Below are 16,891 nucleotides of genomic sequence, written 5' to 3' on the forward strand. Positions count from 1 at the left end.
CAAGCCTGGCTGCCTGGCTCGTTGCTTCGCGGGAATCAAATGCCCTCTGCCCAGCCGTATACTGACTGGACAGAGGGCGCTTCGCTATCTGTAAAACCGTTTATTCTCCTGTTTTCGGACTCTTCCTCTTACTGAAATCAATCTCTTTTTTCTCATCACTGCCGGAAGTGTCACTGCCTTTTTTCTCATCCCCTCCGTTAGAGACCGTATCTTTTTTCTCATCACGGTCGGGAGCGAGAGTACCTTCCCCTTTGTTTCCGGAATCTGTTTCATCGTCCTGATCCAATGGCGCTTTTTCAAAAACTACCACATACTCGGATGCATGCGAGAAAGACAAACTGATATTGCCGTCCTCCCCGATCTCTCCGGCATCCATGTAGATCATCTTTCCGGAACTGTCATAATAATATAATTTTCCGGTGCTGCCGCTGTGCTCTGCGCCAAGATTCACGGTAAGGTCTGCCCTGAATCCAAATTCTCCATTGTGGGTCAGGGTAATCTGGGTAGCCGGATTTCCTCCCGCAAGGGAATCCACAATGGCCGGAGGAATACCGTCTGTATCAACAATGACTTCCAGATCAATATCTTTCAGGTCGGCTGCAGCCACTTCGTCTCCGCTGATCGACCAGCTATAAGCCCCCATGTCAAGGACAATGTTGACTTCCTTCCCTTTAATGGCTTCCAGAATTTCTTTCGGCACTACAGTCGCTTTTCCCATCTCCACATGTACCGTTTCCCCGCTTCCGTTCTGTTCAATATCGGACACGATTTTTTGGATTTCTTCCTCCGAAAGCTTTTCGCCTGAAGGCTCCTCTGTGGCCCCGTCCTTATGTTTCGCGTCTGCCACGATAAATTCCTTGTCTCCGGTAATCTTCACAGTTTGTCCCTGTTCAAAGCCTTCCCAGAGGATATCCATATACGTTTCGTTTTCAACAGGCAGCGTAAAATCAGAGTCTTTTTCCACAACCACATATTCAAAGACATCTTTCGGATATTTCAAAATCACGACACAGTTCGCGTACTTCGCCTGTATATTCATTTTCTTATATCTTGCAATGTCTGTACCGGCCGCGATACCGACCCAATCCGACAATACAAGATCTTTGAGATGGTTCAAATCGTTCAAGGCCTTTTTCACTTCTGTTAAGGCGGCATTGTATGTAAGGTTTTCTCCATCCAGAGCTATAAGCCTGCTGCCGGAGACGAGTTTTCCTTCTTCTCCCCGGTAGGTATAAGATACCTCTGCCGTTGTCTTTCCTTTGTATACGGCTGTCACGTCTAAGTTTGTCATCTCATGGAAAATCAGTTCGCTGCCGTCAATCCCCGGAAGCGCCCATTTTTCGAACTCGATTCCTTCCGGTACGGCCGGTACTTCCAAATCGGCCAGGGCATCACGAATGGTCGTACCCTTTTCATATGTTTTGGAAACGATCTTAGATGCTTCGTTCCCATTTTCGTCAAGATACTTGATATTCCATGCAACCAGGCAGTTCTCATATCTGGCTTTTATGCCGACATATCCCATATCTTCTACCTGCGTGTTTTCATCCCCGCCGTCCAGTTCATATCCGGAAAGAAGATCCTTGTCCGCATCTTCCGGAGGTACAAAGGAGGCCAGCATTTCCCCGTAAGTCGCATCTTGATCGACAAACTGCGGTACGATTGCCATCGTCATACCCTTGTCCTTGCTTACATAAGTGAGTACCGCATTCACACAGATTTTGTCATAAACTGCACGGAAATCATAAGAAGGATTGGACGTATTTCCAAAAAACAGCTCTGTGTCTTCGCCAATCTCCATACCGGTGTTTTCCTCCCGGTATTTCACATTTATCCCTTCTGCCGGCAGCGGCGGACATAGTTTCAGCCCTTTGATGGAATCCCTTCTCCCCACTTTGATTGTCTTATTCTCCACAATCGGGCCGTAGCTGTAAGCGCCGGTCTCCCCACGTACGTATCCCTGAATGGAAAAAGTGGCATCCTTTACGTCTTCTCTGTAGGTTTCGTCAGTTTCTACTCTGTAATACCAGGGGCAGGTCTCGCGCCAGTCTGGTTTGAACTTATCCAGAGAAGTGCTATTTCCTTTAAGATCAGATACACTCAAAGACGTAAGCATCCATTCGCATGGATATGTGTTATTTGTAATAGAAATTGAACCGATATATTCCTTGGTATCCGCATTGTAATGCAGGCTCATGCTTTCGTTGCTGGAAACATTGGATACCTGTGGGTAGAAATATGCATTTGCCCGGCTGGACGGGTGTTCCTCATCTACTTTCACAGTTAAGGTGACTGTATCGCCTGGATGGAGCATTTGTCCATTTTTATCAATGGCAATGCTTTCAATCACAGGCGGTTTTGTGTCATCCAGATATCCTTCTGGATCTACGGTATAATACCATGGTCTGGTTGTATTCCAGTCTGGTTTGAAATCTGACAAGGTTGTGATATTTCTGTTCTCATCGGATAAACTCAAATAGGTAAGCTCCCATTTCGTCGGGTAAGAATTTTGTGTAATATTTATTGTTCCTGTATATTCCATGGTATTGCTATTCAAATACAGGTAACAATTTAAATATGAAACTCCCGAAGCCTGGGGGGTGAATTTTATGTTCATTGAACTTGAAGGATTCTTTTCCTCTACCTTTACTTTGACGGAAACTTTTTCCCCGGCTTTTACCGTTTGTCCGTTTTTGTCTATAGTGATGCTTTTAATTACAGGTTTCTCCCTGTCATACTTATCGTTGACAACTGTAAATTTTAAGTTTTTACCTGATTCATCCTGTCCCGGATCAAAAAAGAAATCCTGTCTTTCTGAATATATATAAATACGATCAATTGTCCATTCTGACGGGTAAGTAGTTTCTTGGACTGTATAAGTCCCTGTCAGGGTCTTCGTTTCTGCATTATATTCCATATATATGTATTCTGAATACGAAGGACTATTCACAGTTTTAATACGAAACTGTGCACTTCCCATTTCGATATCTTCACATTTTACTTGTGCCGTGAGTGTCACTGTGTCCCCTTCACGCAGCATTCCATCCGTATTAGAAGAGTTTTTCTCCAGTTTATAGTCAGAAAGAGTGAATGTTCCGGTATCTTTGAACTTAAATGTATAGCGATATTTCCCATCCTCCATAACAGGCCAATCTACATAATTGTTTGTCTCATCTTCCAGTTGAATCTTGTCAACATAATAATTGCCTTCATAGCCTTTCAGATGGCTACAGTTATATGTTCCTTCATAGAGATTTTCAGCTCCCTCAGATTGATGGAATGTAACACTATTTGTGAAGCTACTATTTTTTCTCCGAATCACAACCCTGATATTTTTGATAACGCGGTCTGCATCATAGGCTGACAATTTAAAATGAAGTGTATCTTTTTTTGTCAGTTCCCGTCCATTCTCCTCAAATTCGAAGCTTTCAATAACCGGCATGTTAATATCATAAGAAAACGGCATAATCGAGGGTTCATCCGTTTCTTTCGTCGCTGGCGTGGTCGAAGGCTCGTCTGTTTCCTTCGTCGGCGGCTCGATCTCGAAATCATCCATTTCCTTTGCCGGCGGCTCGATTGCGGAATCATCCGTCTCCTTTGCCGGCGGCTCGATTGCGGAATCATCTGTCTCCGTCATCGGCGGCTCGGTCGCGGAATCGTCCGTTTCCGGCGGCGGTATAATCGTAGAATCATCGGTTTCTTTTGCCGGCGGTTCAACTGTTGGCTCAATGGTTTCTTCCGCCTGCGTTATATCGTTCGGAACCGTAGTTTCCGTCGTTTCCTCCTGTGTCGCGTTTTCTTCTGTCTGCGCTTCTTGCTCCACTACATGGTCAATTTTCTCTACTGCCATACCCTGCATTGGAAATACCGCCGTTGCGATTATGGACGCTGACAGCAAAATTCCTAATAATTTTCTTCCGGATCTTTTCATCCATGAGACCTCCTTTGTAAAGTATGTTATATAAAATTGAGCAGGAATCATTCCTCCTGCCTGCAGCGACAGATCCTCATTCATTCCCCCTTTCTGTTTAATAAGAATATTGATCGCATTGGAACGTGAAAATCCGCCATAGCGGAAAGGGTTCTTCCACCTGGCTTGAGGGCCCCATTTCCAGGACAGACATTGTCGGTTCCAATACCGGTGTGTGCAGGATAAAAAGGAACAGAAAACGTACCTTTATTTTCCTGCACACAAAAAAAGGCAATAAATCCCTTTTCAGGAATTTATCACCTGTACTCATAAATCTATCGCCACAGAGAGATTTTACCACATCTATTGAATTTCTACAATACAATTATGTCTATTTTGTTAATTTTTTGTAACTGTTTTATTACTGTTTACACGGTGTCGTGCATTTGCCGCACGGCATCCGGCCAATACCAAAAACCTGCCGCTGGCAGCTTTTCTTGATACGATGGTATTCAGCGACGGGGCTGGCATCCAGCCCCCCGACTCTCCGTTCCGGTCCGCCCCAAATAAGCTCGCGGACGCTTAAGACCGTCGCCAGACGGCTTTTCAATAGGCTGGATGCATGACAGCTCGCAACCGGTCATCTTTTCAATGGGCTGGATGCATGACAATCCGCGGACGCTTAGTCTATGATTTCCAATGACTATTTACTGCTGTCCGCAGCCGCCCTATTCGTCGTCCTCCTCCATCTCCGGACGAACCCGCCATTCCCGGATCACCCCGCAGGCAATCTTTATGCCGCTGTCTCCGGACGGCTGGGAATGGAAATCATCCGGCTGCAGATGGATGACCACCGTTTTCCCAATCACTTCCTCGGGATGTATGCGTCCTGTATACACAGCCATCCACGCCGCCCCTCGGGTGGATAACAGGGGAGGCAGATCTCCGGCATGCTCGGGATGGGCCTTTCCTTCCGGATTATAGTGCCCCCCGGTATTTTTCAGAAGATCCGCGTCATCGCCTGTGCAGGCGCCGCCCTCGTGAATGTGAAATCCGAAAAAATGCCCTGCCGTTTCGTTGTCCTCGTCCGGCAGTCCGTAGATCTCCGCCATCAGAATCGTACCGCCGAATACATCATAAAAGGTAATTCTCCCGTGGATCTCCGGATATTCCTCCGTTCCTCTGATATCCGCATACGCCTCCGGCGCCCCGTTCAATTTTTCAATCATATCTTTCACCCTCCTGGTTCCTGCTGTATCCTGCTTGAAAACGCCGAATACATTCTCCCTGTCTATAACTTATGCAGAGGGTAAAATTATGTGCATGAAATCCTGCAATTAAATTCCGTATCCGTAATCCCATTGAAACGGAATCTGCATGTCTTCCGGCAAAGGCGCTCTAAACTCCATCCTCTCCTTCGTAATCGGATGCACGAACCGCAGCCGGCAGGAATGCAATGCCTGCCGGCTGATATACTCCATATCCGGATTATACAGATAATCACCGACCAGCGGAAACCCGAGATATTTCAGATGAATCCGAATCTGATGGGTACGTCCTGTTTCAAGACGGAGTGAGACCAGGCTGTGCCCGTTCTTCTCTTCCACCACCCGGTAATGCGTCAATGCGCGCTCCCCATGTTCAAAATCCACCTTCCGCTCAATGATTGACCCCTCCCTGCGGGACAAAGGAGCGTCAATCGTGCCGGAAGGCGGAAATACATTTCCCCGGACGATGGCCAGGTATTCCCTTTCAATCTCATGCCGGTATCCCATCCCGGACAGAATGTTTGCACTGAGCATGTGCTTCGCGACCACAGTCAGCCCCGAAGTGTCCCGGTCCAGACGGTTTGCACATCGAAAGATAAACGCTTCCTTCTGCTGTTGGTAATACCATACCAGCCCATTGGCAAGGGAATAGTGGTAATTTTTCATGGATGGGTGCATCGGCAGTCCGGCAGGCTTGTCAACCACCAGGATATCCTCATCCTCATAGATGATGCGGAGGGGAATGTTGACCGCCGGAATCTTTTCGGAGCTGTCGGTTTCCCGGATTCGCACCGCCAGCTCATCTCCCGTGGACAATGTTTTCTTCAGAATGCAGTTCAGCCCGTTGACCTGGATGCTGTCCGGCATCTTTTTCAGTTCCGTCAGGTTCTGCCTGGAATACCCCCGGCGGCGCAGATACTGCTCGATCCGAAGTCCCTGGTCTGCTTCGCTGATCAAATAAAGGAATGTGCGGTTCACTGTCCTGCCGCTCCGTTCTTCCAAAACGGCATCCATTTTTCCGTCATCTGCTCAGTCTCATTGATCTGATCCAGTTTCCGTTTTGCGGCTTCAGAGCCAAGTTCTATTTCCGCTTCGCAGACTCTTTTTTCACCCTCACGTCTCACACGTGCCTGATCCGCTGTCTGAGTTTTCTCCAGATCCGCAGATAACTTCGTCAATTTGGCGATTGTCCCGCCATCAGAAGCCGGCGTGCCCGTCTCCTCCGTCTTCTGCGGCTTTTGGCCTGAACTGCCCTGTTCCTTGGCGCTCTCGTTCTGCTTTGCCATCTCCGAAGCAATCTGTTCATCAATCTCCTCCAGCTGCTTCTCGTACTCTTCCAACTGTTCCTGAAGCCCGGCCATACTGCTTCCATCCTCATCGTCCAGCATCCTGGTAAGCAGTGATTCTTTGTTGCTGCGCAGCATTTCCTTCTGGTTCATCAGATTTGCCAGAAGGCTGGATGCCTTCCCCTGGGGCGAAATCAATGCCGTATCCGTCCGCATCGCCGGCAATGCCTGCTGCCCATGATCCATGCGGTTTCGGTTCACACTCTGATTGATTGCCGCCGCCGGGAAAAAACTGGTTGTCTGACCTGCATAAATCCTCATAGCCACTTCCTCCTTTTCGCTGTTCCGTGAAAAAAACTTCCTCTCCTTAAATTTATCGGTTATCCGGCCTGAACCGATTACTTCAATGAAGCGAACGGGCGCTTTTTTGCTGCCGGCGGTATTTTACAGCCAATTTTTTGATCCAGCCGCCACTGAGGAGCTGCCCCGTCATCTCCCCAGTATTCGTCCAGCGAAAGAATTTTACCGTTTTCTGTCTTCATAAATGATACTGCATGAAAGGACAGGCTCCTGTCGCAGGTATATACATGTACGACCGCCACAGATACATCCCCCATGGTTTCTACACGTTCAATCTCCCCGTCCCATTCTCCCGGATACTCGCAGTTTGCCCTTATGTATTCCTCCACCGTAAACTGTTCATCCGTACAGTGCCAGTTAATGTATGCATCCCTGCCAAAATACGCTCTCATCCGATCTGCGTCTTGCTTTAGTACCGCGTCCCAGAAACCTTGTATGTCCATGGGTCCTACCTCCTTAGGGTCATAAAAAGCTGCTGGTAAAAGCAGCTTTCATCAATCATCCTGTTTCAGAAAAGCAGGAAAGTCCCCTGCCGTTTTTCTTTAATCTCCTGACCTCAGAAGCTTCAGTAATTGCTCAAGATTCGCAGCAATATTCTCATCTTCCAACTGGTCAACCCGGTCTCTTGCCTGCTCCAATCTGGCCTCTTTTTCTATTGCCATTAATTTGGCAAGTATCACGTCGCTTCTATCCTGCGGCTTTCCGCTTTGATCCGCCGTTTTTCCTGCCTGCGCCTTTCCGGCCTTGGATACAGCCTTTCCTGACTGTGCTTTCTTGCTTTTTGCGGCAGTCTTGCTCGTCTGTACCTTTCCGCTTTTGGCCGCCGGCTTCCCTGCCTGCGCCTTTGCACCCTGTTTTACAGTCTTTGTGTCTTTTTTCTTAAACAAAGGAATCCCTCCGCTCCAAATTTTTACTCATATCGTGAGCATTGCATCTCAATGCTGTCCTGCAATATATATGATTATTCCGGCTGCTCTCATTTTTTCTCCTGTTCTTTTATATAGCTCTACGCCCACACATCTTCGTGAGAAAATAACTGTCCTCTTTCGATTTCCTGTCTGGCTTCCTTGATTGCTTCCACTTCATCCGGCGTAGCCGCATCCTCCTGAACAAATTTTAAGAGAATCCGGCAAACCGTATCAATTTTTTTTTCGTCTACAATCTCAACCAGACTACGCAACGTATCTCTGCTCATGTATCCACCTCCTACAATCCTTTATACGCTTCGCCTCTGAGCAGTACGGCATCAATAATAATTGTATCATACTCCATCTGGTAGATCACCCGGTAATCACCAATCCGGAGCCGATATAAATTTGAGCAGCCTCTTTCGGTAACTATACTTTAGCGTGCGAATGTGCCTCACGTCAAGCAGTATTTTCCCAATTAATATTTTATTCACAAAAGGCCCAGGAATCCAATTCCTAAGCCTTTTTTCCGAATTTGCATCTGTTTACAAATATATGAAAACTGTTTTAACAGATCAACATCGCATCCCCAAACGAAAAGAACCTGTACCGTTCCTCCACAGCCTCCTCATAAGCCTTCATCACCTGCTCCCGCCCCGCCAGCGCGGAAACCAGCATGATCAGCGTGGATTCCGGCAGATGGAAGTTGGTGATCAGTCCGTCCAGTACTTTAAAGCGATACCCCGGATAGATAAAGATCTCCGTCCAGCCGCTTCCTGCCTGAATCCGGCCGTTCTCATCCGCAGCGGATTCCACCGTCCGGCAGCTCGTCGTCCCAACACAGATGACCCGCCCGTTTCCGGACTTTGCACGGTTGATCTTCTCCGCTGCTTCCTCCTGGATCTGATAAAATTCGGAATGCATATGATGATCCGTGATCTCCTCCGCCTTCACCGGCCGGAAGGTTCCAAGCCCAACGTGAAGTGTGACCCTTGCGATATCCACCCCTTTTTTCTCAATCTCCTGCAGCAGCTCCGGCGTAAAATGAAGCCCTGCCGTGGGCGCGGCAGCGGAGCCCTCATGAACGGCATAAACCGTATTGTACCGCTCCCGCTCCTGGAGCTGGTGGGTGATATAAGGGGGCAGGGGCACCTGTCCCAGACGGTCTAAGATTTCCTCAAAAATCCCCTCATAGGAAAACTGCACCAGACGGTTGCCCTCTTCCACAACCTCCAGAACCTCCCCCACAAGCAGCCCGTCCCCGAAGCTGATCTTCGCTCCGGGCCTGGCCTTTTTCCCGGGCTTGACAAGGGTCTCCCATATGTTATTTTCTTTTCGCTTCAGCAGTAAAACCTCAACCTTCGCTTCTGTTCCCACCTTGGAGCCGATCAGCCTTGCCGGAATCACCTTGGTATCATTGATCACCAGGCAGTCGCCCTCCTGCAGATAGTCCAAAATCTCCCTGAACACATGATGGGAAACAGCCCCGGACTGCCTGTCAAGCACAAGCAGCCTGGAGCTGGAACGATCCGCCAGAGGGTCCTGAGCGATCAGTTCCTCCGGCAGTTCATAATAAAAATCCTGTTTTTTCATAATTCGTCAGAATCCCCTTTTTCTTCTTCCGCCTGCCTTCCGGCCTCTCCTGCGCCGAATGCCTCTTGCTGCCTTTCGTTTGGCAGGATCTGCGGCACTGCCTCTGCGGGATGCACATTCTGTTCGGCAGGCTCTACCATATGGTACGGTCCGCTTTGAGGTTCCGCCGGATATACAGGCGGCGTCTCCACCGGGCGCGCCTGTGCAAAGGGATACACAGGATATACCTTCACTCTCTTTCCGTATACCACCCGGGTATCGCAGAGCATATCATGGAAGCCCCGTTTTTCCCTGTCCACTCCGATGATCAGATACCCGATACAGACAAAAATACTGCTTAAGAATCTTCCCACCGTCTCCCGGTATACCACCGTCAGCAGATCCAGCTCCCCGCTTTCCTCTACGGAGATCACCCGCAGGTTCATGACGCGCTTGCCCGGCGTCGTCCCCGTATACCTGGTACACAGGATAAAATACAGCGCCTGTCCCAGATACAGCACGATGTCCTTCAGCGTATAGTGGAACAGGATATTTCCTCCCAGCACCGTTCCATACAGTGCCGAGAGCACCCCTGACATAACCAGCCTGACCACCAGCAGCAGCAAAAAAGCGATTGCGCTGTCGATCAGATACGCCGCCAAACGCACCCAGAAGCCTGCATATGTCACGCCTGCATCCGCTCTGCAGCTATCGTAATTGTTCTGCATAATACATCGGCACCCCGCTTTCCATAGATGATGCGGTTTCCTTTAGTATCTGGGCTTCCGACTTCGGAACGAGCTCCCGGAGTTCCGAAAAAAACGATGCGAAAATATTTTCCTCGCTGACCGGCTGATAATAATCCCATACGCCCAGTTCATCACTCATCTCGTTCTGCATATACTCATAGGAGCCGATCTCGTCAATGAGCCCGTTTTCCAGGGCCTGCGCCGCCGTGTATGTCCGCCCGTCGGCCAGAGCGCGCACTTTCTCGTCCGGCATATTCCGGCCATCTGCAACGATTCCCACAAATTTTCCGTAGTATTCGTCAACCTGACTCTGGAATACCGCGATCTGTTCATCTGTCAGCTTCGAACTGTCCTTAAAATCTCCGCTGGCAATGCTGACATAGCGGATGCCCAGCTTTTCATACAGGCCCGTCATGTCCATTCCTGACATGATGACTCCGATGGAGCCCGTTGTGGTATTCGTATTCGCATAGATCTGATCCGATGCCATGGAGATCATGTAGCCGCCGGAAGCCGCGTAGTGGGACATATAGGTCCATATCGGATTGCCGGACATTTCCTTATACTCTCTCAGCTTATCGTACAGCTCCTCCGATTCATATACCGTACCGCCCGGCGAATCCACGTACAGAAGGATACCCTTATTGTTCGGATCATACATTAGATTGTCAATATAATTCATGGTATCGGTATGCTGATACCCTTCCGCGATCTCAAAGATGCTGGTCGCAGTCTGCTCCTGGATCGTACCCACCACTTCCACCACCGCAATATAGTCGTAATTGGGGGTGTCATAACCATAGTCCGAAGTCAGCATTTCAACCATACTCGCCTGCAGCAGATTCTGGGACACCGTATTGGTGAATACGCTGGTCACTCCCACCGCGATAAACAATACCGCCGCGACGATCAGGCCGCCTATCTGTTTTTTCTTCATCTCTGCCTCCTTGTTGTTATGGATGAGACCGGCAAAGCCTGCTCATCCATCCGCAAAAACCGCACAGGCGCACCCTGCCTCTTTATTTCCTCAGCTCGATCCCCATGCCTTCCAGCGCTTTGAGGATCCGCTCCATGGCCTCTGTCACCTCCGCGTCTGAGAGTGTCTTGTCCTTTGCACGGAATACGGTGGAATATGCCACCGACTTGAAGCCTTCTCGGATCTGCGCTCCTTCGTACAGGTCGAACAATGCATAGCTTTCCAGATACTGTCCTCCCTTAGCGGAGATCACCTCTTCGATCTGTCCCGCCAGGATGTGCTTCGGCACCACCATGCTGATGTCCCGGGTCACTGCCGGATATTTTGCGATTCCATAATATTTCCTGTCAAATGTAGCATACTCCATAATCTCCGGCATGTCAATGACCGCCACATAGGCGCGCTCGCCGATTCCGTAGATATCCGCCACCTCCGGATGGAGTTCTCCGAGATATCCCACAACCTTTCCGTCATACAGGATGTTTGCCTGGCGACCCGGGTGAAGGTACGGTTTTCCTGCATTTGGATCGTAGGTCTCCCTGTCCTTCATGCCGATCTTCTCGAAAAATTCCTCGACCACGCCCTTCATGCTGAAGAAATCCCCTTTTCCATACATTCCCAGCGTAAACTGCATCCGTTCCTCGGGCAGGTCGGTCAGCGGAAGGCTCTTCGGAAGGTAAATATTTCCAAGCTCATAGAGGCGCACGTCCTTATTTCTTCTATTATAATTGGTAGCCAATGAGGTCAGCATCCCGTTCAGGGAAGTGGTGCGCATGATGCTGTAATCCTCTCCCAGCGGGTTCATGATCTCCACCGTCCGGCGCAGCGGCGAATCCTTCGGCAGAAGCAGTTTATCAAATACCTTGGGGCTCTCGAAGGAATAGCACATCCCCTGGCTGAATCCGCAGAACTCCGCGATATCCCTTGCCGCCTGCTCAATCCGCAGCTTGAAGGACAGCTTTCCGGTCGTCGCTTCCCCGTTTGGCAGCGTGGTCGGGATATTATCATATCCATAAAATCTCGCCACTTCCTCCGCAATATCCGCAAGCCGGAACAGATCCTGCCGGAAGGTGGGAGCGATCACTTCTTTTGTCTCCGGGTCATATTCCAGGTCAATTTTTTTGAAATATCCCAGCATCTCTTCCTCGGAAATATCGGTTCCCAGCATGGCATTGATCTTGTCCGCGTCAAACGGAACACGAACCGGTTGCTTCTCTTTTCCATACACATCCACGGTTCCGCCCACCACTTCTCCGGCGCCTAACTCTTCCACAAGCTGACATGCCCGGTCGATGGCCGCCTTCGCGTTGTTCGGGTCCAGGCCCTTTTCAAACTTGCCCGATGCATCTGTCCGAAGTCCCACGCGCTTGCTGGACTTTCGGATATTGACGCCGTCGAAGCATGCCGCCTCGAAAAGCATGGTCTTTACGTCGTCTGTGATCATGGAATTTTCGCCGCCCATGATCCCGGCGATGCCGATGGCCTTCTCGCCGTCGCAGATCATCAGCACGTCCTTGTCCACCTTCCGTTCCTGTCCGTCCAGCGTGGTAAATGTCTCCCCGTCCTGTGCAGTCTTGACCACGATCTGATGCCTGGCAATGGTCTCCAGGTCGTAGGCATGCATAGGCTGTCCGTATTCTTCCATCACATAGTTGGTGATGTCCACCAGGTTATTGATGGGGCGGATTCCCACGGAGGCCAGCCTTCTCTGCATCCACTTGGGCGACGGCCCAATCTTGATATTCTTGACGACCCTTGCACAGTAACGCGGGCACAGGTCCGTATTTTCCACAGAAACCTTCACATAGTCGTTGACGTCCTCGTCATTTCCTGTCTCTGTCACCACCGGAGGCACAAATGTTTTGTCAAATGTAGCCGCAGCTTCTCTTGCGATCCCGACCACGCTGAAGCAGTCCACCCGGTTGGACGTCACCTCATATTCCACGACTACATCGTCCAGTCCCAGTGCCTTTACCGCGTTCTCACCAACCTGAGCATCCTCCGGGAAAATGTAGATGCCTTCCTCCGGCGCCTCGGGATACATGTCCCGGTTGGAGCCCAGCTCTTCGATGGAGCACATCATCCCGTTGCTTTCCACTCCCCGAAGCTTCCCTTTTTTGATCTTGATCCCACCGGGTGTCTTAGAGCCGTCATGCCCTCCGGCCACCCGTCCGCCGTCCAGAACCACCGGAACCTTCGCCCCCTCGAATACATTGGGCGCGCCGGTTACGATCTGGGTAGTCCCGGTTCCAATATTCACCTGGCATACCACCAGCTTATCCGCATCCGGGTGTTTCTCGATCTTTTCAATCCGGCCGATCACGATTTTATCCAGATCCGCATCCAGTTTCTCATAACCTTCCACCTTGGTACCGGACAGAGTCATCGCGTCCGCGTATTCCTGCGCGGTCACATCCAGATCCGGCACATATGCTTTTATCCATGATAATGAAGTATTCAAAATCTATTCCTCACTTTCTATGATCCTTTCGTTTTCCATCCCCGCATTCTGTCAAAAAAGTCTCTGTCATGATAGAAATACGAGGGACGATTCGTTACTGTTATACATTACTGCATCACTCGATCCTGCCTGATTCCTGTTTGTTCCTCAGAACTGCTTTAAGAAACGGATATCATTTTCATACAGCAGCCGCATATCGTCGATTTCATATTTCAGAAGCGCGATCCGTTCCAGTCCCACGCCGAACGCGAACCCGCCGTATTCTTCCGGATCGATCCCGCACATTTCCAGCACATGGGGATGCACCATACCGCAGCCCAGGATCTCGATCCAGCCTGAGCCCTTGCAGAAACGGCAGCCCTTCCCGCCGCATTTGAAGCAGCTCACATCCACCTCCGCGCTGGGCTCGGTGAAGGGGAAATGATGGGGACGGAATTTGGTCTTTGTCTCCGGCCCGAACAATTCCTTTGCAAATACCTCCAGCGTTCCTTTCAGGTCCGCGAAGGAAATATGCTTGTCAATGACCAGTCCCTCGATCTGATGGAAGGACGGGGAGTGGGTGGCATCCACCTCGTCGGAACGGAATACCCTGCCCGGCGCGATCATACGGATCGGCAGCTTTCCCTGCTCCATGACACGGGCCTGCACCGGGGATGTCTGGGTACGCAGCACAATATCCTTATTAATATAGAAAGTATCCTGCTCGTCCTTTGCCGGATGATCCGCAGGAATATTCAGTTTTTCAAAATTATACAGGTCGTATTCCACCTCCGGGCCTTCCACAACCTCATAGCCCATTCCCACGAAGATACGCTCCACCTCTTCCAGGGCGATGGTGTTGGGATGCCTGTGGCCGACGCTGTTCTTCTTAGACGGCAGCGTCACGTCGATGACCTCGGCTTTGAGCTTCTCCTCGCGGATCGCCTTTTCCATTTTCTGCTTTGTCTCTTCCATGATCGCTTCGATGGCGGCCCTCGTCTCGTTCACAAGCTGGCCCACCTTCGGGCGTTCCTCGGGCGCAACATCCTTCATCCCTTTGAGTACGGCGGTCAGTTCCCCCTTCTTCCCAAGGAACCGCACGCGTACGTCATTGAGCCTTTCCGGCACATCCGATGCCTGGATCTGCGCGATGGCTTCTTTTTTGATCTGTTCCAATCTGTCTTTCATTCTGGTTTCTCCTTTCTTAGATGCAGACAATATTCCATTCCACTGAATGTCTGCTGCTCTCTGAAAAGCAGCTTCTAACTTACGGCAATACCAAATTCCCACAAAAAAAGACTTCATCCCCTCCAAAAAAGGGACGAAGTCATAATCCGCGGTACCACCCTGATTCCCATGGTTTCCCATGGGCGCTCTGTCCTTGTGTAACGTACAACCTACGGCATTCCCTACTTTCCAAAGCCGAAGGCTTCGCTGCCTCTGCCCCGTCTCAACGGCGGACGCTTTCATACAGCGGTTCAGGAATACAGCTCGCGTGGGAAATTCGATCGTCATCTGAACTAAAGAGAACTTTCAGCCGGTGATTCTCTCTCTCTGATAGAAAATGAGTCTCTACTCTGCACGGTCATTGCTTTTACTGTCCATTTATAATCATATATACACATCTCGGATATCTGTGCACTGCCTCAACAGATACCCTATTATTTTAACATAGGAAACTTGAATGTCAATACCCATTATAACATTTCGCTGATCTGCAGCAAGTGCACGACACCGTGTGAACAGTAACGATCTGCCGTCTCTTTATATCAGCTTATATAAATCTGTATCTCAATCCGCCATCCGCTCCTGATCTTCCTCGTAATTCCTGAAAAATACAGCAAGCCCGTTTAATGTTTTTGCCAGAAGCGGCAGCTCTCCTTCGTTCAGATTCGCAATTGCGGCATTGGTCATCTGGCGGTGAAATCTCTCGTGATGAAAATACGCCTTTCTTCCTTTATCCGTCAGGCTGATGTATACGACACGGCGGTCCTGGTCGCACCTCCTGCGCTCTGCGTAGCCCTTCTTTACCAGGCTGTTCATGGAGGTCGTCAGCGACCCTGCAGTGATCTTTAACTTCCTTGCAACAGCGGACATCGTACTGTCGTCCCCAAGACCGATGGCTTCTATAATATGCATGTCGTTGTTGCTGATATCCCGAAATTCATCTGTGATGATCGCTTTCTCTTCAAGCTCCAGAATTTCATAAAATAAATTTACCAGAATATCGTTGATTGTTTCATATGCATCCATAGTATCCCTCGCTTCTTTCCGGAATTTTACCGCAGGTCTGTCCTTCATACCTGTAATCGGAAACAATGCGCCGTTTGTCTATTTCCCATTGGGAAACAGCGACTCCACCACTTCCCGCACCGTCTCGATGCGTTTTGCCCGATACGCCTTCGCCCCGCAGAATAATAACGCTTCTTCTATTCTTCCCCTTGCCGCGGCAATCAATGCATCCGTAATGCAATAGGGGATTTCCGCCGGATTGCATTTTGCCAGGCAGCCATGGCACGGTGTATGGGGAATTTTCTCTCCCAGCATAACACGTTTCATGAAAGGATTCATGATGGCCCTCCCCGGCATTCCCACCGGACTTTTGACAAGGACGATGTCCTCCTTCGTCGCGCGCAGATAGGCTTCCTTATAGCGGTCGTCTGCGTCGCATTCTTCAGTCGTCACAAACCGGCTGGCAACCTGTACGCCGTCCACGCCGGCCGCAATCACGCGCTTTACATCCTCCCGGTCATAGATCCCGCCTGCCGCCGCTACGGGGATCTTCTTTCCATATTTCTCTTCGTATCCCCGTACGACCTCCAGTATCCGCCTGATTTCTTCCCGGTAATCCAGGGACGCATAGCGTTCCAGGGCTTCCCGGTCGAATCCCAGATGCCCGCCTGCCTCCGGCCCTTCGATCACCACCAGGTCTGCCGTCTGCCGGTATTTCCTGTCCCAGTATTTCAAAATGACCTTTGCCGACTTTTCGGTGGAGACGATGGGGGCGATCTTCGTCCTGCTGCCCTGCGTCAGCCGCGGAAGCTCTGTGGGAAGGCCCGCTCCGGAGATAACCAGATCCGCCCCTGCAGAAACGGCAGCCTTCACATGGGCCTCATAATCCCGGAGGGCAACCATGATATTGTATCCGATGATCCCGTCCGGGGAAATCTCCCTGGCCCGTTTCATCTCCTGTTCGATGGCCCGGAGATTGGCTTCCCCTGGATTCCGGTCAAAATCCGCTTCCCGGAATCCGATCTGCGCTGTGGAAATGATCCCCACACCGCCCTGGGCCGCAACCGCTCCTGACAGCCCTCCCAGACTGATTCCGACTCCCATGCCGCCCTGAATCAAAGGAATCCTTGCCGTTTTATCTCCGATTTTCCACATGGTTTTCTCTCCTCACTGTCTGCTCTCCCGCAAAC

15 protein-coding genes and 1 other annotated feature are annotated in these 16,891 nt (G+C 50.2%); all 15 genes read right to left on the reverse strand.

Translation table 11 applies throughout. The features are described from left to right. Positions 1–100: 100 nt before the first annotated feature. The 15 genes from EBB54_RS16650 to EBB54_RS16720 all read right to left on the reverse strand — a co-directional run bounded on the left by EBB54_RS16650 (position 101) and on the right by EBB54_RS16720 (position 16,856). Positions 101–3,850, reverse strand: a complete 3,750-nt coding sequence (locus EBB54_RS16650; RefSeq protein WP_243127702.1) for a hypothetical protein — start codon at positions 3,848–3,850, stop codon at positions 101–103. Positions 3,851–4,638: 788 nt separating this feature from the next. Beyond that, positions 4,639–5,139 carry a superoxide dismutase family protein gene (locus tag EBB54_RS16655; RefSeq protein WP_125128268.1) on the reverse strand — a complete coding sequence of 167 codons (501 nt, stop codon included), beginning with the start codon at positions 5,137–5,139 and terminating at the stop codon, positions 4,639–4,641. 108 nt (positions 5,140–5,247) lie between these two features. Continuing rightward, positions 5,248–6,192, reverse strand: coding sequence for an RluA family pseudouridine synthase (locus EBB54_RS16660; protein ID WP_125128269.1), 945 nt, complete (start codon positions 6,190–6,192; stop codon positions 5,248–5,250). Next, positions 6,153–6,785: a hypothetical protein gene (locus EBB54_RS16665; RefSeq protein WP_125128270.1), complete on the reverse strand. Its 633-nt coding sequence runs from the start codon at positions 6,783–6,785 to the stop codon at positions 6,153–6,155. Before EBB54_RS16665 ends, EBB54_RS16660 begins: the two co-directional genes overlap by 40 nt. Positions 6,786–6,862: 77 nt before the next feature. Next, a complete protein-coding gene (locus EBB54_RS16670; protein ID WP_125128271.1) occupies positions 6,863–7,267 on the reverse strand; it encodes a nuclear transport factor 2 family protein in 405 nt (134 codons plus the stop codon). Positions 7,268–7,366: 99 nt separating this feature from the next. After that, positions 7,367–7,711 (reverse strand): hypothetical protein, encoded by a 345-nt coding sequence (locus tag EBB54_RS16675; protein ID WP_125128272.1) that lies wholly within the window; start codon positions 7,709–7,711, stop codon positions 7,367–7,369. A gap of 119 nt (positions 7,712–7,830) precedes the next feature. Beyond that, complete coding sequence (locus EBB54_RS16680; protein WP_125128273.1) at positions 7,831–8,019, reverse strand: hypothetical protein; 189 nt, start codon at positions 8,017–8,019, stop codon at positions 7,831–7,833. Between the two features lie 11 nt (positions 8,020–8,030). Further along, positions 8,031–8,165, reverse strand: a complete 135-nt coding sequence (locus EBB54_RS32510) for a type II toxin-antitoxin system RelE family toxin (protein WP_408640802.1) — start codon at positions 8,163–8,165, stop codon at positions 8,031–8,033. 134 nt (positions 8,166–8,299) lie between these two features. Next, positions 8,300–9,325, reverse strand: a complete 1,026-nt coding sequence (gene queA, locus EBB54_RS16690; protein ID WP_125128274.1) for a tRNA preQ1(34) S-adenosylmethionine ribosyltransferase-isomerase QueA — start codon at positions 9,323–9,325, stop codon at positions 8,300–8,302. Further along, a complete protein-coding gene (locus EBB54_RS16695) occupies positions 9,322–10,032 on the reverse strand; it encodes an RDD family protein (protein ID WP_125128275.1) in 711 nt (236 codons plus the stop codon). Before EBB54_RS16695 ends, queA begins: the two co-directional genes overlap by 4 nt. Then, positions 10,013–10,990 (reverse strand): signal peptide peptidase SppA, encoded by a 978-nt coding sequence (gene sppA / locus EBB54_RS16700; protein WP_125128276.1) that lies wholly within the window; start codon positions 10,988–10,990, stop codon positions 10,013–10,015. The genes EBB54_RS16695 and sppA overlap by 20 nt, the downstream gene beginning before the upstream one ends. A gap of 82 nt (positions 10,991–11,072) precedes the next feature. Then, entirely contained in the window at positions 11,073–13,490 is a 2,418-nt protein-coding gene (gene pheT / locus EBB54_RS16705; protein ID WP_125128277.1) for a phenylalanine--tRNA ligase subunit beta, read from the reverse strand. Positions 13,491–13,637: 147 nt separating this feature from the next. Further along, positions 13,638–14,657 carry a phenylalanine--tRNA ligase subunit alpha gene (gene pheS / locus EBB54_RS16710; RefSeq protein WP_125128278.1) on the reverse strand — a complete coding sequence of 340 codons (1,020 nt, stop codon included), beginning with the start codon at positions 14,655–14,657 and terminating at the stop codon, positions 13,638–13,640. A 126-nt stretch (positions 14,658–14,783) separates the two neighbouring features. After that, positions 14,784–15,067, reverse strand: a binding site (T-box leader). Between the two features lie 193 nt (positions 15,068–15,260). Continuing rightward, the gene (locus tag EBB54_RS16715) at positions 15,261–15,722 is read right to left on the reverse strand and encodes a MarR family winged helix-turn-helix transcriptional regulator (RefSeq protein WP_125128279.1); all 462 of its coding nucleotides are present in this window, start codon (positions 15,720–15,722) and stop codon (positions 15,261–15,263) included. 78 nt (positions 15,723–15,800) lie between these two features. Then, a complete protein-coding gene (locus EBB54_RS16720; protein ID WP_125128280.1) occupies positions 15,801–16,856 on the reverse strand; it encodes an NAD(P)H-dependent flavin oxidoreductase in 1,056 nt (351 codons plus the stop codon). Positions 16,857–16,891: the final 35 nt, after the last annotated feature.

This window comes from Schaedlerella arabinosiphila, assembly GCF_003885045.1.
GTDB lineage: Bacteria > Bacillota > Clostridia > Lachnospirales > Lachnospiraceae > Schaedlerella > Schaedlerella arabinosiphila.